Annotated in this window: 16 protein-coding genes; 9 read left to right on the top strand and 7 right to left on the bottom strand. The window is 59.0% G+C overall.

Annotated elements, in window-relative coordinates; genetic code table 11:
- The first annotated feature begins 67 nt into the window (after positions 1-67).
- Positions 68-1,141, top strand: coding sequence for a tRNA 2-selenouridine(34) synthase MnmH (gene mnmH / locus BMF08_RS10890; RefSeq protein ID WP_072567613.1), 1,074 nt, complete (start codon positions 68-70; stop codon positions 1,139-1,141).
- On the opposite strand, the gene BMF08_RS10885 is transcribed toward mnmH, so the two are convergent.
- The 5 genes from BMF08_RS10885 to ybbA form a co-directional block, all read right to left on the bottom strand.
- Positions 1,142-1,801, bottom strand: a complete 660-nt coding sequence (locus tag BMF08_RS10885) for a methionine ABC transporter permease (protein ID WP_072567612.1) — start codon at positions 1,799-1,801, stop codon at positions 1,142-1,144.
- A complete protein-coding gene (sfbB, locus tag BMF08_RS10880; protein WP_072569404.1) occupies positions 1,794-2,810 on the bottom strand; it encodes a virulence-associated ABC transporter ATP-binding protein SfbB in 1,017 nt (338 codons plus the stop codon). Before sfbB ends, BMF08_RS10885 begins: the two co-directional genes overlap by 8 nt.
- A 59-nt stretch (positions 2,811-2,869) precedes the next feature.
- Positions 2,870-3,697 carry a MetQ/NlpA family ABC transporter substrate-binding protein gene (locus BMF08_RS10875; RefSeq protein ID WP_072567611.1) on the bottom strand — a complete coding sequence of 276 codons (828 nt, stop codon included), beginning with the start codon at positions 3,695-3,697 and terminating at the stop codon, positions 2,870-2,872.
- A 241-nt stretch (positions 3,698-3,938) separates the two neighbouring features.
- On the bottom strand, positions 3,939-6,353 hold the full coding sequence (gene ybbP / locus BMF08_RS10870) for a putative ABC transporter permease subunit YbbP (RefSeq protein WP_072567610.1): 2,415 nt from the start codon (positions 6,351-6,353) through the stop codon (positions 3,939-3,941).
- Positions 6,350-7,036 carry a putative ABC transporter ATP-binding protein YbbA gene (gene ybbA, locus BMF08_RS10865; protein ID WP_072567609.1) on the bottom strand — a complete coding sequence of 229 codons (687 nt, stop codon included), beginning with the start codon at positions 7,034-7,036 and terminating at the stop codon, positions 6,350-6,352. Before ybbA ends, ybbP begins: the two co-directional genes overlap by 4 nt.
- On the opposite strand from ybbA, the gene tesA reads away from it, so the two are divergent.
- The 5 genes from tesA to BMF08_RS10840 all read left to right on the top strand — a co-directional run bounded on the left by tesA (position 7,004) and on the right by BMF08_RS10840 (position 10,979).
- Positions 7,004-7,630 carry a multifunctional acyl-CoA thioesterase I/protease I/lysophospholipase L1 gene (tesA, locus tag BMF08_RS10860; protein WP_158684884.1) on the top strand — a complete coding sequence of 209 codons (627 nt, stop codon included), beginning with the start codon at positions 7,004-7,006 and terminating at the stop codon, positions 7,628-7,630. The genes ybbA and tesA overlap by 33 nt on opposite strands.
- Before the next feature lie 28 nt (positions 7,631-7,658).
- On the top strand, positions 7,659-8,426 hold the full coding sequence (locus BMF08_RS10855) for an SDR family oxidoreductase (RefSeq protein WP_072567607.1): 768 nt from the start codon (positions 7,659-7,661) through the stop codon (positions 8,424-8,426).
- Between the two features lie 58 nt (positions 8,427-8,484).
- Entirely contained in the window at positions 8,485-9,339 is an 855-nt protein-coding gene (locus BMF08_RS10850) for a thioredoxin family protein (protein ID WP_072567606.1), read from the top strand.
- A 273-nt stretch (positions 9,340-9,612) separates the two neighbouring features.
- Positions 9,613-10,527 carry an SPFH domain-containing protein gene (locus tag BMF08_RS10845; protein WP_072567605.1) on the top strand — a complete coding sequence of 305 codons (915 nt, stop codon included), beginning with the start codon at positions 9,613-9,615 and terminating at the stop codon, positions 10,525-10,527.
- 2 nt (positions 10,528-10,529) lie between these two features.
- A complete protein-coding gene (locus BMF08_RS10840) occupies positions 10,530-10,979 on the top strand; it encodes an NfeD family protein (protein ID WP_072567604.1) in 450 nt (149 codons plus the stop codon).
- A gap of 24 nt (positions 10,980-11,003) precedes the next feature.
- Here the strand turns inward: BMF08_RS10840 and BMF08_RS10835 are convergent, their stop codons facing one another.
- Positions 11,004-12,389: a sulfatase family protein gene (locus BMF08_RS10835; protein WP_072567603.1), complete on the bottom strand. Its 1,386-nt coding sequence runs from the start codon at positions 12,387-12,389 to the stop codon at positions 11,004-11,006.
- A 193-nt stretch (positions 12,390-12,582) separates the two neighbouring features.
- Here BMF08_RS10835 and BMF08_RS10830 point away from each other — a divergent pair, with 193 nt between their 5' ends.
- On the top strand, positions 12,583-14,007 hold the full coding sequence (locus tag BMF08_RS10830) for a PTS transporter subunit EIIC (protein ID WP_072567602.1): 1,425 nt from the start codon (positions 12,583-12,585) through the stop codon (positions 14,005-14,007).
- Here BMF08_RS10830 and cueR read toward each other — a convergent pair whose 3' ends face one another.
- Positions 14,008-14,418 carry a Cu(I)-responsive transcriptional regulator gene (cueR, locus tag BMF08_RS10825; RefSeq protein ID WP_072567601.1) on the bottom strand — a complete coding sequence of 137 codons (411 nt, stop codon included), beginning with the start codon at positions 14,416-14,418 and terminating at the stop codon, positions 14,008-14,010.
- Between the two features lie 95 nt (positions 14,419-14,513).
- On the opposite strand from cueR, the gene copA reads away from it, so the two are divergent.
- A complete protein-coding gene (copA, locus tag BMF08_RS10820) occupies positions 14,514-17,015 on the top strand; it encodes a copper-exporting P-type ATPase CopA (protein ID WP_072567600.1) in 2,502 nt (833 codons plus the stop codon).
- A 98-nt stretch (positions 17,016-17,113) separates the two neighbouring features.
- Positions 17,114-17,923: a TraB/GumN family protein gene (locus BMF08_RS10815; protein ID WP_072567599.1), complete on the top strand. Its 810-nt coding sequence runs from the start codon at positions 17,114-17,116 to the stop codon at positions 17,921-17,923.
- The last annotated feature ends 3 nt before the right edge of the window (positions 17,924-17,926 follow it).

The following is a 17,926-nucleotide window of genomic DNA, read 5'->3' as shown; positions in this document are numbered from 1 at the left end:
AAATGAAAGCGTAAAATACGGCGATCTGACGTAAAACGTCGCCCTTTGATGTGCAGAAGGAAGTCCCATGAACACTGGCATGGATTATTGCGCGATCCTCGCCGCTGATACGCCCCTGCTGGACGTGCGCGCCCCGGTTGAATTTACCCAGGGTGCAATGCCGTCGGCGCTCAATCTTCCCCTGATGAACGACGAAGAGCGCGCGGCGGTCGGCACCTGTTATAAACGCCAGGGCCCGGAAGCCGCGCTGAAGCTCGGGCATCAACTGGTATCCGGCGTCGCGCGCGAGCAGCGCATACAGGCCTGGCGTGATGCCTGCCTGCGCCATCCTGATGGCTATCTGTGCTGCGCCCGTGGCGGCCAGCGCTCTCATATCACCCAACAGTGGCTGCGCGAGGCGGGCATTGATTATCCGCTCATCCCCGGCGGCTATAAGGCGCTGCGCCAGGCGGCGATCCAGGCAACAGAGCAGCGCGTACAGCGTCCGCTGGTGCTGATCGGCGGCTGCACCGGCAGCGGAAAAACGGATCTGGTACGCCAGCATGCGGACGGCATCGATCTGGAAGGTCTGGCCCGCCATCGCGGTTCGTCATTTGGCCGCACGCTCAGGCCGCAACTTTCCCAGGCGAGCTTTGAGAACGCCCTGGCGGTGAAACTGCTTAAGCGGGATGCGGCGCGCTGGGTGCTGGAAGATGAAGGCCGTATGATCGGCGCTAATCATCTGCCGGAGTGCCTGCGGGATCGCATGGCGCAGTCGCCCATCGCGGTGGTGGAGGATCCGTTCGACCTGCGGGTGGCGCGTCTGCATGAGGAATATTTTGTGCGGATGCAGCGCGATTTTACCGTGACGTACGGCGAAGACGCGGGCTGGCTGGCCTATGCGGAATACCTGCATCACGGGCTGTACGCCATTCGTCGCCGTCTGGGCTTGCAGCGCTTTGCCGAACTCAGCGCGCACCTTGATACGGCGCTGGCGAGCCAGCGGCAGCACGGCGACACGCAAGGTCATAATGCCTGGCTGGTGCCGTTACTGAAGGAGTATTACGATCCGATGTACCGCTATCAGCTGGAAAAGAAAGCCGCGAAGATCGTCTTTCGCGGCTCATGGCAGGAGGTCAACGGCTGGCTGCTACAGGGGTAATCAGTGGCGGCCCCGCTTGTCCGCCCGCGCGGCCAGCCAGTCGCCCAGCATCTGCACCACCTGCACCAGAATAATCAGCGCGATCACCGTCACCACCATCACCTGGGTTTCGTAGCGGTAGTAGCCATAGCGGATCGCCAGATCCCCCACGCCACCGCCGCCGACGATCCCCGCCATCGCCGAGTAGCCAATCAGGCTGACCAGCGTGATGGTGAGGCCGCGCAGCAACCCGGCGCTGGCCTCCGGCAGCAGTACGGTGCAGATGATACGCATCGGGCTGGCGCCAAAGGCTTCCGCCGCCTCGATAATGCCCTTATCCACTTCCCGCAGCGCGCCGTCCACCAGCCGCGCATAGAAAGCAATGGCGGCCACCGACAGCGGTACGGAGGCGGCAATCGGCCCGATGGTGTTGCCGAGCAGAAACTGCGTTAGCGGCAGCAGCAGGACCAGCAGGATCACAAAGGGCACCGAGCGGATGATGTTCACCAGTACGGAACTGATGAGATAAACGCCGCGATTTTGCCAGAACAGGTGCCGATCGGTGACGAAAATCAGAAAGCCCAGCGGTAACCCCCCGACTATCGCCAGCACCGTCGAAATGCTCAACATCTGGAAGGTTTCATTAAACGCCAGCATCAAATCCGGTAATAACTCATCCACGGATCACCTCCACGCGTGCCGTACGGTTGCGAATATAATCAACGGCGGCGTCCACCGCCGTCGGGTTATCGGGAGCGGTGAGCTGCACGACCAGAATGCCGAGCGCCCGCTCGCCGAGGTATTCGATTTTGCCGTGCAGGATGTTCACCGCCACGCCAAACTGGATCGCCGCGTCGGACAACACCGGCTGCTCCGCCGAATCGCCAATAAACAGGATCTTCAGCAACTGCCCCGGCAGATGCTGTTGCAGACGTTCCGGCAGCGTCAGGTTCAGGGTGTGAGACACCAACTGCTGCGTGAACGCGTGCTGCGGGTGGGCAAAAATATCAAACACCTCGCCCATCTCCACCACTTTGCCGCCGGACATTACCGCCACGCGATCGCAGATGGTTTTGATAACGTTCATTTCGTGGGTGATCAGCACAATGGTGATGCCGAGGGTGTCATTAATCTGCTTTAACAGCGCCAGAATGGTGGCGGAGGTTTCCAGATCCAGCGCGGAGGTCGGCTCATCGCACAGCAGCACGTCCGGGTGATTGGCAATAGCGCGGGCAATACCGACGCGCTGTTTCTGCCCGCCGGAGAGCTGTACCGGGTAGCGATTCGCTTTATCCGCCAGCCCTACCAGCTCAAGAATTTCCGCCACGCGCGGGGCGATTTTCGCCCGCTCCCAGCCTGCCGCTTTCAGGCTGAAGGCGACGTTCTGCGCCACGGTACGGGTGTGCATCAGGTTAAAATGCTGGAAGATCATGCCGATACGTTGCCGCGCGCGGCGCAGGGTGACGCCTTCCAGCGCGGATATCTCGACGCCATTAATTTTGATGCTGCCCTGCGAGGGACGCTGGAGCGCGTTCAGGGTGCGCAATAAGGTGCTTTTGCCCGCGCCGCTGGTGCCGACAATGCCAAAAATTTCGCCCGGCGCAATGCGCAGGCTGACGTCGTCCACCGCCCGGGTCGTCGGGCCACGGCCTGCGGGAAAGTCCACGCAGACCTTATCTATCTCAATCATGCCGTCCTCGAAATGCAAAAGGCAGGCCGCAGCCTGCCAGAATTAATCCTGTGTGCCGCTTATTTTTTATCCGCAGCAACCATCCATTCAGGTTTCTGGAACGCGCTGTAGACGTTGTCTGGCGAGTCGATCACCGCGCGGTAAGCCGGAGATTTGACTACTGCAACAATGTCTTTCGCGAAGGGTTTTTCGGCGTCTTCGCTACGTACGGCGATGATATTTTTCAGATTATCATCCAGCTGTTCCTGCTTCAGCGCCGAGTCCAGTTTCATGCCCGCGGCGATAGCAAAGTTGCCGTTGACCAGGGCGGCGGTGGCGCTGTCGAGGGTACGCGGTAGCTGAGCGGCTTCCAGCGGTTTGAACACCAGCCCTTTCGGGTTGCTGGCGATATCGCGCTCGGAAGCTTTGGTCGGATCGATATTGTCTTTAATGGTGATAAGACCGAGGGATTGCAGGAAACGCAGGCCGCGCGCCAGGTTGGTGGGATCGTTAGACAGGGTAACGATATCCCCCTTTTTCAGCTCATCCAGGCTTTTGATTTTGTGCGAGTAAAAGCCCATGCCGGCAGTCGGCACGTTAATCAGCTTCGTCAGCTTGAGGTTTTTATCGGCAACGAATTTGTTGAAATAGAGCGAGTGCTGGAACAGGTTGGCGTCAATGCTGCCGTTGGACAGCGCCATGTTCGGCTGTACGTAGTCGCTGAATTCGCGCACTACCACTTTGTAGCCTTTTTCTTTCAGCGACGGCGCTATGGCCTGTTTTACCATGTCACCATAGGGGCCTGGGGCCACGCCGAAGGTGATGGTTTGTGGATCGCTGGCCTGTGCAAGCCCGCAGGTTAACAGTAATGCCCCGACGGCGGCGCGCACGCTGAAACGACGTCCCATAATTTCTCCTGATCAATGTGATATGTGCTGTGTGACGCACCGTGCTACGCGGCGCATTCAGAATTTGACGGTTTAAGATGGCATAAAGGCGGCGCGGCAGTAATTGAAAATATTTCATGATGCTACTGAGTATGTCACTGAATGACAGGGGATCGTCAATGCCCTCACCCCGGCCCCCTCCTGCAGGGAGAGGGGGAGCGATGGACGATGCCCCCTCCCGCAGGGAGAGGGGCAGAGAGAATCAACCGCTGAACTGACGGAACAGCGCTTTGCCCTTCAGCAGCCGTGTGCCAAGCCAGCCGCCGCACAGTGACAGCAGCAGCGCGCCGGAAAGCGGCAGCACCAGCCACAGCCGCCAGTCCGGCTCCCACGGGAAGTCGAACACACGCGTCTGCAGAACTGCCAGCGCCGTTTCCGCACCGATGGCGGCCACCAGCCCGGAGACAAAACCGAGCAGCGCAAACTCGCACCACAGCGTGGTACGCAGCAGTTTTTTGCCCGCGCCAAGGGTGCGGTAGACCACCAGCTCCTGATGACGCTGACGCATTCCTACCTGCACCTGCGCCAGCAACAGCAGCACGCCGCACCCGGTCACCAGCACCACCATCACTTCAAGCGCGCGGCTCACCTGTTGCAGCACCTGACCGACCTGTTGCAGGATCGCGCCGATATCCAGCAGGCTGACCGTCGGGAATTCGCGGTTAAGCTGCGTCAGCATCTCGTTGCCGTTTTCCCAGCGGAAACTGGTCAGCCAGCTTTGCGGCTGTCCGTCCAGCGCGCCAGGCGGGAAGATGAAGTAGAAGTTAGGCCGCAGGCTTTCCCAGTCCACTTTACGCAGGCTGGTAACTCTGGCGGTGAAATCCTGGGTATCGCCCATAAAGGTCACGCTGTCGCCCAGCGAAATATTCAGCCGTTTCGCCAGCTCCTGCTCCATCGACACTTCCCCGGTTTTCGGCGGCCAGCTGCCTGCGGTGATCGGGTTGTGATCCGGTTTTTGCGACTGCCAGGTCAGGTTAAGCTCGCGGTTTAAGGCTTCATCCTGATTGCCGTCCGTGGATGTGCCGTTAATCTGCGTCAGCCGCGCCCTTACAATGGGATAGAAGGATTCCGGGATCACCTGATGTTCCGAGAGAAACCCTTTCAGCGGCGTGACCTGCTCAGAAGCAATGTTGATCAGGAAATAGTTCGGGCTTTCCGGCGGCAGCTGTTGCTGCCAGCGGTCAAGCAGATCGCCTCTGAGCACCAGCAGCATCGCCAGCAGCATAAATGACAGCGAGAAGGCCGACAGCTGGCTTAAGGTGGACCAGGGCTGGCGCAGCAGGCGATTCACCGCGAGGCGCAGCGGCAGCGCTTTCAGCGTCAGGCGTTTTAGCACGTTAAGCAGCATCCAGCCGAGCAGCCCGCACAGCGCCGCCAGCACCACCGCCCCGGCCAGCACCGCCCACAGCAGCATGCTGCCGCCCATCAGCCAGGCCAGCAGCAGGACGGTGACGATACTAATAGCCGGAATATAAAACTTCAGCGGCCAGACGCTGGCCACCGCATCGCGGCGCAACACGCGTAGCGGCTGCGTTGCCAGTAACAAACGATACGGACGCAGCCCTACCAGCAGGGAGATCACCACCATGGTGCCCACCGCCCACAACCACGGCCACAGGCTGGCAGGCGGCAGCGCGGCGGGCAGCACAGGTTTGAGCAGGATCATCAGCACCCGTTCAAACACCAGGCCGATGGCGCCGCCTGTAATGACTGACAGCCCCAGCACCATCAGCCACTGGCCGACGATCAGCTTGCGCAGCTGGGCGCGCCCCGCACCGAGGGTTTTGAGGATCGCCACCAGATCGTAGCGGCTGCGGCAGTAATGCCCCATCGCCACCGCTACGGCGGCAACCGCCAGCAGCAGCGTCAGCAATGCCGACAGCAACAGGAACTGCTGCGAGCGCTCAAGGGATTTGCCGAGCGCCCCTTCATCCTGCTCAAGGCCGTACCATTTGTGCTCCGGCTTTAACTGCGGCAGCAGCCATTTCTCGTAGGCTTCCAGCTGCGCGGCCGTGCCGCCAAACTTGATGCGCCAGGTGACGCGGCTGCCGGGCTGCACCGCGCCGGTTTTCGCCACATCCGCCACGTTCATCAGCAGGCGCGGCGCCATCTGGAAGGGATTGAAACCGGCATCCGGCTCCTGGATCACCTCCCCGGCAATACGTAAACGGGCATCGCCGACATCGATTTCATCGCCGGTTTTCAGTTTCAGCAGCGCCATCAGACGCGGCGCAAGCAGCACGCTTCCCGGCTGCGGCTTTACGCCAGCCGGGCGGGTTTCCAGCTCGCCGTACATCGGGTAGATGTCATCAACCGCCTTGACGTTCGCCAGCTGCGGCGTGTCATCGGCAAAGGTCATGGTGGCAAAGCTGATTTGCGTGCCGACTTTCAGGCCAAGCTTACGCGCTTCATCCAGCCAGGCGTCGGGGATCTCCCGGGAACTGCGCAGCGCGCGGTCGCCCGCCATAAAGTCGCGGCTCTGCTGGCTTAAGCCTTTCTCCATGCGGTCGCTGATGTTGCCGAGCGCCAGCACGCAGGCGACGGCGAGACTCAGCGCCATCCAGACGATCAAAAGCGATGGCGAGCGCCATTCGCGCCAGAACCAGCGGGCGATCATGCTTCCTCCTGCAGCAGGCCGTTAACCAGCCGCAAACGACGATCGCAACGGGCAGCGAGCTGTGGATCGTGGGTGACGAGGATCAGCGTAGTGCCGTACTGCTGGTTCATGGAAAACAGCAGATCGGCGATTTTATCCCCGGTCTGGCGATCGAGGTTGCCGGTGGGTTCATCAGCAAAGAGCACGCCGGGACGCCCGTTAAAGGCGCGCGCCAGCGCCACGCGCTGCTGTTCGCCGCCGGAAAGCTGCGCCGGAAGGTGATCAAGACGCTTCGCCAGCCCCAGTTCGCTTAACAGCGCGCGGGCATTTTCCCGGCTCTGGCTGCTCTTTTCGCCGCGCAACAGCGCCGGGAGCTCGACGTTTTCCAGCGCGTTCAGCGTTGGGATCAACATAAAGGACTGAAAGACAAAGCCGACGTTCTGCGCGCGCAGGGCTGCCCGCGCTTCTTCATCCATACTGTGCAATGGCTGCCCCAGCAGGTGCACCTCACCGCTACTGCCATCATCCAGCCCGGCGAGGATCGCCAGCAGTGTGGACTTGCCGGATCCGGATTCGCCAATCAGCGCGATGGTCTGCGCGGGTTTGACAACCAGCTCAACTCCGGTGAGGATGGACAGCTCATGTTCCCCCTGACCGACGGACTTCTTAAGATGATGAACTTCAACAATGTTTTCCGCTGGCATTTGCCCTTCCTTTTTATGCTTCTGTTAACCTGTCGCGCCGCCGCGGCGGACACGTTGTTGGTTCTGGGTGACAGCCTGAGCGCCGGGTATCGCATGGCGGCAACGGCGGCCTGGCCGGCGCTGCTCAACGATAAATGGCAGCAGAAGACGCCGGTAGTTAATGCCAGTATAAGCGGCGATACCTCGCAGCAGGGGCTGGCGCGTCTGCCCGCCCTGCTGAAAAAGCATCAGCCGCGCTGGGTACTGGTGGAACTGGGCGGCAATGACGGCCTGCGGGGTTTCGCACCGGCGCAGACCGAAGCCACGCTGCGTAAAATTTTGCAGGAAATAAAAGCCGCCGACGCGCAACCGCTGCTGATGCAAATCCGTCTGCCGGCGAACTATGGCCGTCGCTACACTGAGACGTTCAGCGCCATCTATCCCAAACTTGCCAGCGAGTTCGATATTCCTCTGGTGCCCTTCTTTATGGAAGAGGTCTATCTGAAACCGCAGTGGATGCAGGACGATGGTATTCATCCTAACCCTGACGCCCAGCCGTTTATCGCCGACTGGATGGCGACACGCCTGGCACCTTTAGTAAACCACGCCTCATAAATAATCGGGAAAGCCGACGGGTAAAGTTATGCAAAAATCGGTCTTAATTACAGGATGTTCCAGCGGAATTGGTCTGGAAACGGCAGTAGAGATGAAGCGCCAGGGATTTCATATCCTTGCCGCCTGCCGCAAACCCGATGACGTATCGCGGATGAATGCGATGGGTTTTACCGGCATTTTACTGGATCTGGACTCGCCGGAAAGTGTGGATCGCGCGGCCGATGAGGTAATTGCGCGCACCGAAAACCGTCTGTACGGCCTCTTTAATAATGCGGGTTACGGGGTCTATGGCGCGCTTAATACCGTGTCCCGCGAGCAGATGGAGCAGCAGTTTTCCGCCAACTTTTTTGGCGCGCACCAGCTCACTATGCGCCTGCTGCCCGCGATGATCCCCCACGGTGAGGGCCGTATCGTGATGACGTCATCAGTGATGGGGCTGATCTCCACGCCCGGTCGCGGGGCCTATGCCGCCAGTAAATATGCGCTGGAAGCCTGGTCGGATGCGCTGCGTATGGAGCTGCGGCACACGGGCATTAAGGTGAGCCTGATTGAACCTGGTCCCATCCGCACCCGCTTTACGAAAAACGTCAATCAGACCAGCGACAAGCCGGTGGAAAATCCGGGTATCGCCGCACGTTTTACCCTCGGCCCGGAGGCAGTGGTCGCCAAAGTGCGCCATGCTTTTGAGAGTAAGCGGCCAAAAGTACGTTATCCGGTGACGCTGGTCACCCATGCGGTAAGGGTATTAAAACGCCTGTTACCGGATCGTCTGATGGATAAAATTTTACGCGGCTGAGTTGAAGGCTCCACGCCTGACCCCATGTAAAGATAAACGCGAAAACAGAGAAAACGTTATGTCCGTACAAAATATTGTCAATGTTACCGAAGCGAACCTACAGCAAACGCTGGAGCAGTCTGTCGCCACGCCGGTGTTATTCTATTTCTGGTCCGAGCGTAGCCAGCATTGTCAGCAACTGACGCCGGTGCTGGAGTCGCTGGCGGCGCAGTATAACGGGCAGTTCCTGCTGGCGAAGGTCGATTGCGACGCCGAGCAGATGGTGGCCTCGCAGTTTGGCCTGCGCGCCATCCCGACCGTTTACCTGTTCCAGAACGGCCAGCCGGTGGATGGTTTCCAGGGGCCGCAGCCGGAAGAAGCCATCCGCGCGCTGCTGGAAAAAGTGCTGCCGCGTGAAGAAGAGCTGAAAGCGCAGCAGGCAATGCAGCTGATCGAAGAAGGCAACTATGCTGATGCCCTGCCTCTGTTAAAAGAGGCCTGGCAGCTTTCAAATCAGGCGAGCGAAATTGGTCTGCTGCTGGCGGAAACGCAAATCGCCCTTAACCGCTCCGAGGATGCGGAAGCGGTGCTGAAAACCATCCCGATGCAGGATCAGGATACCCGCTATCAGGGGCTGGTGGCGCAGATCGATCTGCTGAAACAGGCGGCGGATACGCCGGAGATCCAGCTGCTGCAACAGCAGGTGGAAATCGATCCGGCAAACGCAACGCTCGCCACGCAGCTGGCGCTGCAACTGCATCAGGTGGGCCGCAATGAAGAAGCGCTGGAGTTGCTGTTCAGCCATCTGAGCAAGGATCTGAATGCCGCCGACGGCCAGGCGCGTAAGATGTTGCAGGAGATCCTGGCAGCGCTTGGCACGGGTGATGCGCTGGCGTCGAAATATCGCCGTAAGCTGTATTCTTTGCTGTACTGACATGGGTTTCGCCGGGCGGCGCAGGCTTGCCCGGCCTACGGAGTGCAGTGGTATTGTGCCAGCCTGCGGGTTACCACTTAGTCTGAAAAGTCATATTCCGTACTTGCCGTGCGGTCTTATCCTGTTGCATAAAGCGTCCGCATCTTTTGATTTCATTCCCGCCCTTTTTCACCCTCAGGATTAACAGGGGTGCCTGATGGCGATAAAAGTTATACTTACCCGCAATGAAATGGATGTAATTCAATACCCACGGATTTAATAACAGGAGGTTTTATGCTTATCGTTATCCCTATTCTTATCTTTGTTGCTCTGGTGGTGGTCGGCGCGGGGGTGAAAATCGTGCCGCAGGGTTATCAGTGGACCGTCGAACGCTTCGGGCGTTACACCCACACCCTGCAACCGGGGCTGAGCCTGGTGGTACCTTTTATGGACCGCATTGGCCGTAAAATCAATATGATGGAGCAGGTGCTCGACATCCCGTCCCAGGAAGTGATCTCCAAAGATAACGCCAACGTATCCATTGATGCGGTGTGCTTTATTCAGGTGATCGACGCGCCGAAAGCCGCCTATGAGGTGAGCAATCTGGAGCTGGCGATCATCAACCTGACGATGACCAATATCCGTACTGTGCTGGGCTCCATGGAGCTGGATGAAATGCTGTCGCAGCGCGATAACATTAACACCCGCCTGTTGCATATTGTCGATGAAGCGACGAATCCGTGGGGTATTAAGATCACCCGTATTGAGATCCGCGATGTGCGCCCGCCAGCGGAACTGATTGACGCCATGAACGCGCAGATGAAAGCGGAACGTACCAAGCGCGCCTATATTCTCGAAGCCGAAGGTATTCGCCAGGCAGAGATTGTGAAAGCCGAAGGTGAGAAGCAATCGAAGATCCTGAAAGCGGAAGGCGAGCGGCAGTCCGCCTTCCTGCAGGCTGAAGCGCGCGAGCGTTCGGCGGAAGCGGAAGCCGAGGCGACCAAGATGGTGTCTCAGGCGATTGCCGCCGGGGATATTCAGGCGGTGAACTACTTTGTGGCGCAAAAATATACCGAAGCGCTGCAACATATCGGCTCGTCCAATAACAGCAAAGTGATCATGATGCCGCTGGACGCCAGCAGCCTGATGGGATCCATCGCCGGGATTTCAGAACTGCTCAGCGACAGCGCCACTGCGCGGAAGAAATAGCCATGGACATCCTGCTCGCGCATCCGCACATTTTCTGGTTAAGCCTCGGCGGGATCCTGCTAGCGGCTGAAATGCTCGGCGGCAACGGTTATCTGCTGTGGAGCGGCGTGGCCGCGGTGGTGACAGGCCTTGTGGTCTGGCTGCTGCCCTTTGGCTGGGAGTGGCAGGGGGTGATGTTTTCCCTGCTGACCATGCTGGCCGCCTGGCTGTGGTGGCGCTGGCTGGCGCGGCGGGTGAAAGAACAAAAACCTGCCGATGCCGCGCTGAATCAGCGGGGCGTTCAGCTGGTGGGCCGTCGCTTTACGCTGGAAACGGGGCTGGTGAATGGCCGCGGACACATGCGGGTGGGCGACAGCTCCTGGCCGGTGAGCGCCGATGAGGATCTGCCTGCCGGGACGCCGGTGGTGGTGGTAGCCGTTGAGGGGATCACGCTGCGGATATGCGCCCGCTGATCCCTTCCCCCGATGGCCGCCCCTTTACCCGGTGCGGTCATCGTCCTCCGGGCTTTTCATCTGCTTCTGCCACTTTTCCCGTCCCGGATACGCCCGACCGGCGGCGATCTCCTGCGCCCAGCGCCGTGACTCAACGCCTTTCACCGGACCGCTAAGCAACGGATCGTCGGTTTCACGCATCCAGTTTGCCACGCGCTCACGCAGCCGGGCGGCGATGGCCTGATAGTCAGGATGAGCGATAAGATTATTTTTCTCCAGCGGATCCAGATGCAGATCGTATAGCTCCTCCGGCTCGTTAGGCACGTACAGCCGCTCCCGCACCGCAAGCCCAGACAGACTCAGATGCGCATCAACGGGAATATAGACCAGCGGCCCGTCGGCAAAATTTTTGACGTAGCTGTAGCGGGCGGTACGCACGCCGCGCATAGGGTGGTATTTGTCGTGCCAGGTCAGCTCGGTAAAGAACGACTCCCGCCCTTCGTCGCACGGGCTGTGCAAAAGCGAAGCAAAACTTTTGCCATCAAGCCCGTGGGGACAGGCTGCGCCAATAAGTTCAAGCAAGGTGGGCATCAGATCGATATTGCACAACAGCGCCTGCCGACGGCCGGTGACAGCCGCTTTGCCCGGCAGCACGATAATCAGCGCCGTCTCCAGCCCCGCCGTTTTTAAGGTGCCTTTCGCCAGCGGAAAGGCGACGCCATGATCGGTGGTGAACACCACTATGGTGTTATCGCCCAGTCCCGTTGCATCCAGCGCCGCGCAAATACGCCCCACAGCACTGTCCAGCATCTTTAACGCGCCGTTAAACAGGGCGATATCCTGGCGAACGGCATCCACATCCGGCAGAAAATCGAATACCTCCACCTCGTCAGGCCGATCTGCAACTGGCTGATATTCATCGAAATCGCGGTGGGTTTCAAAAAAACCGGCGTTAAGATAAAACGGGCGATCGTCATGCTGATGGCGGAGGAGAAAATCGATCACCGAATCGGCAACCTGTGACGCGCGCTCGCCGGGCACCGGGATATAGTCATCGTAGCCAAGCGCGGTGGTAGAGGAGAATATGCGTTCCGCGACCGGCGGCGCGTTATTAATGGTTTCATGACTGAGCCCGATCAGCGCCGTATAATAGCCGTTTTTTTGTAATTCTTTTGGTAAAGTAGTTACACCCTCTGAAATACAAAAACCGAGATGCGCAAGCCCGATGAGGCCATTATTATGTGGGTATAACCCGGTTAATAACGCGCCCCTGCTGGGGCTGCATTGCGGGGCTGGACAATAACAATTGTCAAATTGCAGGCCGCGTTGCGCCAGGGCATTAATATGCGGCGTTGCCACCCGATAACCGTAGTTCTGAAATTTACGTCCGCTGTCATGGGAAATCATCAGCAAAATATTGGGCTGCATCATCGGAATTCCATTTGCGAAGAATATCGCGTCCATCGTGGCACTACGCCCGGTTTCTGTCCAGAAAAACAACGGCGAATAGCACGGATAACTTATAAACAATATATTCATAAAATCAATAAATTAAGTGTATTGACAGTATAAAAAAGCGCGTGTAATTATCCGGAGCGGCACCCGATACTTCAGGACGAAAATCATGAAAGGAACGCTGGAGGATAACGCCAGTTCGCTGCTTACACTTATTGGCGGGAGTAATAATATCATTTCAATGGGACATTGCCTGACGCGATTGCGGCTGGTACTGCATGATGAGAAGTGTATTAATATTCAGGAACTGGAAAGCAATGATTTAGTTAAAGGTTGTTTTAACGCTAACGGGCAATTTCAGATTATTATCGGCCCCGGGCTGGTTGATAAGGTTTATGAGGAAATTTCCCGGCAGCGCGGAAATACTCCAGTCCCTTCCCAAAAACCATCCGAAAAACGCGGCAACCTTTTACAGCAACTGATAAAGACTCTTGCCGATATATTTATTCCGGTCCTGCCAGCGATTGTCGCCTCCGGGCTATTACTGGGGCTGAATAATATTCTGGTTAATCCGGGGCTGTTTTTTGATGATGCGCTGATAAAACATTATCCCTCCTGGCAGGGCGTGTCCGGCATTATTAATCTTATCGCCAACACCTCTTTTCTGTTTTTGCCTGCGCTGATTGGCTGGTCGGCAGTGAAAAAATTCGGCGGTAATCCGGTGCTGGGGATTGTGCTTGGTCTGCTGCTCATCCACCCGGATTTAATGAGCGCCCAGCAGTTCTCAAAAACGCCGGATCAGGTGCAGTACTGGTCGATTATGGGCCTGGAACTGAAAAAAGTGGCCTATCAGGGGCAGGTGATCACCGTACTGCTTTGCGCCTGGTTACTGGCGCGTACTGAGCGTTTACTGGCGCGCGTGGTTCCGGATATGGTGCAGGTGATTATCGTCGCGCCCGTGACCCTGCTGGTCACCGGCTTTGCGGCATTTTTAGTGATTGGTCCGCTGACCATGCTGCTGGGAAATGGCATGACCGGCAGCATTTTGTGGTTGTTTGACGTCGCGCCTGGGCTGGCGGGCGGGGTTTTCGCCGCTATCCTGTCGCCGCTGGTGGTAACGGGGATGCATCATCTGTTTTTAGGCGTGAATCTGCAAATGATCGGCACCCTGGGGTACACCACCCTGTGGCCGATTCAGGTGATGGCGAGCCTGGCCCAGGGAATGGGCGCGATGACGATTTTCTTTCTGGTGCGCAATAAAAAGATGCAGGGCGTGGCCGCAATCGCTGCGGTATCGGCCTGGCTTGGCGTCACGGAACCGGCGATCTTTGGCGTTAATCTGCGCTATCGCTTTCCCTTTATGGCGGCGATGTTCGGCGCAGGCATCGCGGGCAGCATCGTCGCCAGCTATCAGGTGAAAGCCCCGTCGATTGGCATTTCCGGGCTGCCGGGTTTTCTGTCGGTGTTTACGGAACACTGGACGATCTACTTTGTTGCCATGGGCACGTCGCTACTGTGCACCGGCCTGTTTACTTTGCTGTTATCGCGTACCCGCTGGTTTCGCCAGGCGCTTTCTCCGGGGGAAGCAGGCTGATTATGCCTGCGCCTTGCGATGGCAGCAGCCCGAGAGATTATCAATAATCGGGCAGTCGGCGCTGTCATCGCCCGGACAGGAGGCCGCCAGCGTCAGCAACTGTTCGCGCATCGATTGCAGCTCAACAATGTGGCGCTCAATCTCCGCCACTTTTTGCAGCGTGCGCGCTTTCACATCAGCGCTGTGACGCGCAGGATCGTTAAACAGCCCCACCAGCTCGCCGCACTCCTCAAGATTAAATCCTACCTGCCGCGCCTGACGCAGCAGCGTCAGCTCATCGAGATGTTTTTGCGTGTAGTGCCGGTAACCGTTGTCACTGCGCAACGGCGGCGTCACCAGCCCTTTTTCCTCATAAAAACGGATCGCTTTGCTGGTTAAGCCGGTTTTTTTCGCCACATCGCTGATATTCATCTTTCCCCCTTGACCTTCCCCTTGATGGAAGGTTTAACCTTTATAACTGTAATCAATGTGTGTATTGGTTCAACCGAAATTACAGGAGTTTAATTATGTCGCAAACCATCGCTTTAGCGCTTGATGGCCTCACCTGTGGCCACTGCGTGAAACGTGTTAAAGAAAGTCTGGAGCAGCGCCCTGACGTTGAACAGGCGGAAGTGACGCTGACCCATGCCGACGTGACCGGCAGCGCCAGCGCGGCGGAGCTTATCGATACCATTAAACAAGCCGGGTACGACGCGAGCCCCGAATACCCAAAGGCTAAACCGCTGGCAGAGTCATCACTCCCGTCGGAAGCACTGACAGCGGCGCAACCTGAGCTTCCGGCAGCGGATGACCTGCAAGACAGCCAGCAGTTGCTGTTAAGCGGCATGAGCTGCGCCAGCTGTGTCTCCCGCGTGCAAAAAGCCTTACAGGCGGTACCGGGCGTCAGCCAGGCACGGGTCAATCTGGCGGAGCGCTCTGCGCTGGTAATGGGCAGCGCCTCCGCCGCTGAATTAGTGAGCGCGGTGGAAAATGCCGGCTACGGCGCGGAGATCATCGAAGATGATGTGAAGCGCCGCGAGCGCCAACAGGAAACCGCCCTTGCGACCTTAAAACGTTTCCGCTGGCAGGCCATTGTCGCGCTGCTGGTGGGTATTCCGGTGATGCTGTGGGGCATGACGGGTGACAATATGATGGTCACCGATGCTAACCGCACCCTGTGGCTGGTGATCGGCGCTATCACTCTCGCCGTGATGGTGTTCGCGGGCGGGCATTTTTACCGCAGCGCCTGGAAAAGCCTGCTGAACCGCACTGCCACCATGGATACCCTTGTCGCGCTGGGGACGGGCGTGGCCTGGCTCTATTCCATCAGCGTCAACCTTTGGCCGCACGCCTTCCCGATGGAAGCCCGCCACCTCTATTATGAAGCCAGCGCGATGATCATCGGCCTGATTAACCTCGGGCATATGCTGGAAGCACGGGCGCGGGCGCGCTCGTCAAAAGCGCTGGAACGTCTGCTCGACTTAACGCCACCCTCGGCGCGCGTGGTCACCGACGCGGGTGAGAAAACCCTGCCGCTGGCGGAGGTGCAGCCGGGCATGATCCTGCGCCTGACCACCGGCGATCGCGTGCCGGTCGACGGCGAGATCGTCCAGGGCGAAGCCTGGCTGGATGAGGCGATGCTTACCGGCGAACCGGTGCCGCTGCAAAAAAGCCAGGGCGATGCGGTTCACGCCGGGACAGTAATGACCGATGGCAGCGTGCTGTTCAAAGCCAGCGCCGTCGGCAGCCACACCACCCTGTCGCGCATTATCCGCATGGTGCGCCAGGCGCAGAGCAGCAAGCCGGAAATCGGTCAGCTGGCGGATAAAATCTCGGCCATTTTTGTGCCGGTGGTGGTCGCCATTGCCCTGTTCAGCGGCGCGATCTGGTATTTCTTCGGCCCCGCGCCGCAAATTGTTTATACCCTGGTGATCGTCACCACGGTGCTGATCATCGCCTGTCCGTGCGCGCTGGGGCTGGCCACGCCGATGTCGATTATCTCCGGCGTCGGGCGCGCTGCTGAATATGGCGTGCTGGTGCGCGATGCCGATGCGCTGCAACGCGGCAGCCAGGTGGATACACTGGTCTTTGACAAGACCGGCACGCTGACGGAAGGCAAACCGCAGGTGGTCGCCGTCACCCTGACCGGCGCTTATCAAGAACGCGAGGTGCTGCGGCTGGCGGCGGCGCTGGAGCAGGGATCCGGCCATCCGCTGGCCCGCGCAATCGTCGAAAAAGCCGCTGACGACGAGCTGCCGGAGGTGCGGGATTTCCGTACCCTCGGCGGGCTGGGGGTCAGCGGCATGGTGGATAATCACGCGCTGTTGCTGGGCAACCAGGCGCTGCTTAATCAACAGCACGTTGATACCCGCGCGCTTGACGAGGCGATTGCCGCCCGGGCGGCGCAGGGCGCGACGCCGGTGCTGTTGGCGGTGGACGGCACCGCCGTGGCGCTGCTGGCAATCCGCGATCCGCTGCGTTCCGACAGCGTGAGCGCGCTGGCGCGTCTGCATCAGGCCGGCTACCGGCTGGTGATGCTCACCGGCGATAACCCGGTAACCGCGAAAGCCATTGCGCAGGAAGCCGGAATCGATGAGGTAATCGCCGGGGTACTGCCGGACGGCAAAGCCGATGCGATTAAGAAATTGCAGCAGGAAGGCCGTCAGGTGGCGATGATCGGCGACGGCATTAATGATGCACCGGCGCTGGCGCAGGCGGAAGTGGGGATCGCCATGGGCGGCGGCAGCGATGTCGCCATCGAAACGGCGGCTATCACCCTGATGCGTCACAGCCTGACGGGCGTGGCGGATGCGCTGGATATTTCGAAAGCGACGCTGCGCAATATGAAGCAGAACCTGCTGGGGGCCTTTATCTATAACTCGCTGGGCATTCCCATTGCCGCAGGGGTGCTGTGGCCGCTTACCGGCTCGCTGTTAAGCCCGGTAGTGGCGGGCGCGGCGATGGCGCTGTCATCCATCACCGTGGTGAGCAACGCCAACCGCCTGTTGCGCTACAAACCTAAAGCCTGATCCGCACCGGCGGCCTTCCTGCGGGAGGGTCGCCGTTAGCCGATTTGCACCCACCTTCCTCGCGCGCTAGCATGGTCCTTTCTTTTGCGGGAGCCTGTATGAACCTGTTTAGCCGGTTAAAAGTTTGGTTTGACGCACTGCGGGCCCCCCGTTATCCGTGGCCCGCGATAGATTTGACGCTGCCCGGCGGGCGTCATCTTCATCTGGTCGGCAGTATTCATATGGGTACGCGCGACATGACCCCCCTGCCCGCTGGCTTGCTGAAAAAGCTTCAGCAGGCGACGGCGCTGATTGTCGAGGCCGATGTCTCCGGCCAGGCCTCGCCCTTCAACGATCTTCCGCCGCGCGCGCCGCTGGCGGAACGGCTGACGGACGCGGAACAGCGCGATCTTGAAACGCTGCTACAAACCTTATCCCTTGCCCCTGACATCTTTGACGATCAGCCCGCGTGGAAAATCGCGCTGGTGTTGCAGGCTACCCAGGCGCAGCGGCTGGGCCTGCGTCCGGATTTCGGCATTGATTATCAGCTGTTGCAGGCGGCAAAACAGGCGGCGCTTCCGGTGATGGAACTGGAAGGGACGCAGAATCAAATCGATCTGCTGAGTCAGTTGCCCGACGACGGTAAAGCCCTGCTGCTGGATACGCTGGAGCACTGGCACACCAATGCCCGGCTGTTGCAGGTGATGATTGGCTGGTGGATGAACAAACCGCCCACGGATCGGGACATCGCGCTGCCGTCGACCTTCAGCGAGCCGCTGTATGAGATCCTGATGCATCAGCGTAATCAGGCATGGTGTGAGCATTTGCAGGCGTTGCCGCCGGGGCATTATGTGGTAGCCGCGGGCGCGCTGCATCTGTACGGAGAGGGGAACTTGCCGACGCTGTTGCGGCAAAAAAATGGCCAATAATTA

Source organism: Enterobacter sp. SA187 (genome assembly GCF_001888805.2).
GTDB lineage: Bacteria > Pseudomonadota > Gammaproteobacteria > Enterobacterales > Enterobacteriaceae > Enterobacter_D.
The sequence above is the reverse complement of the archived record's forward strand: the minus strand, read 5'-3'. Positions and strand labels throughout refer to the sequence as shown.

What these genes read in the sequence shown, in the direction of transcription:
- mnmH (WP_072567613.1), top strand. Translation starts at nt 68, where the DNA reads ATGAACACTGGCATGGATTATTGCGCGATCCTCGCCGCTGATACGCCC.
- sfbB (WP_072569404.1), bottom strand. Translation starts at nt 2,810, where the DNA reads ATGATTGAGATAGATAAGGTCTGCGTGGACTTTCCCGCAGGCCGTGGC.
- BMF08_RS10875 (WP_072567611.1), bottom strand. Translation starts at nt 3,697, where the DNA reads ATGGGACGTCGTTTCAGCGTGCGCGCCGCCGTCGGGGCATTACTGTTA.
- ybbP (WP_072567610.1), bottom strand. Translation starts at nt 6,353, where the DNA reads ATGATCGCCCGCTGGTTCTGGCGCGAATGGCGCTCGCCATCGCTTTTG.
- tesA (WP_158684884.1), top strand. Translation starts at nt 7,004, where the DNA reads ATGATGAACTTCAACAATGTTTTCCGCTGGCATTTGCCCTTCCTTTTT.
- ybbA (WP_072567609.1), bottom strand. Translation starts at nt 7,036, where the DNA reads ATGCCAGCGGAAAACATTGTTGAAGTTCATCATCTTAAGAAGTCCGTC.
- BMF08_RS10855 (WP_072567607.1), top strand. Translation starts at nt 7,659, where the DNA reads ATGCAAAAATCGGTCTTAATTACAGGATGTTCCAGCGGAATTGGTCTG.
- BMF08_RS10850 (WP_072567606.1), top strand. Translation starts at nt 8,485, where the DNA reads ATGTCCGTACAAAATATTGTCAATGTTACCGAAGCGAACCTACAGCAA.
- BMF08_RS10845 (WP_072567605.1), top strand. Translation starts at nt 9,613, where the DNA reads ATGCTTATCGTTATCCCTATTCTTATCTTTGTTGCTCTGGTGGTGGTC.
- BMF08_RS10840 (WP_072567604.1), top strand. Translation starts at nt 10,530, where the DNA reads ATGGACATCCTGCTCGCGCATCCGCACATTTTCTGGTTAAGCCTCGGC.
- BMF08_RS10835 (WP_072567603.1), bottom strand. Translation starts at nt 12,389, where the DNA reads ATGATGCAGCCCAATATTTTGCTGATGATTTCCCATGACAGCGGACGT.
- BMF08_RS10830 (WP_072567602.1), top strand. Translation starts at nt 12,583, where the DNA reads ATGAAAGGAACGCTGGAGGATAACGCCAGTTCGCTGCTTACACTTATT.
- cueR (WP_072567601.1), bottom strand. Translation starts at nt 14,418, where the DNA reads ATGAATATCAGCGATGTGGCGAAAAAAACCGGCTTAACCAGCAAAGCG.
- copA (WP_072567600.1), top strand. Translation starts at nt 14,514, where the DNA reads ATGTCGCAAACCATCGCTTTAGCGCTTGATGGCCTCACCTGTGGCCAC.
- BMF08_RS10815 (WP_072567599.1), top strand. Translation starts at nt 17,114, where the DNA reads ATGAACCTGTTTAGCCGGTTAAAAGTTTGGTTTGACGCACTGCGGGCC.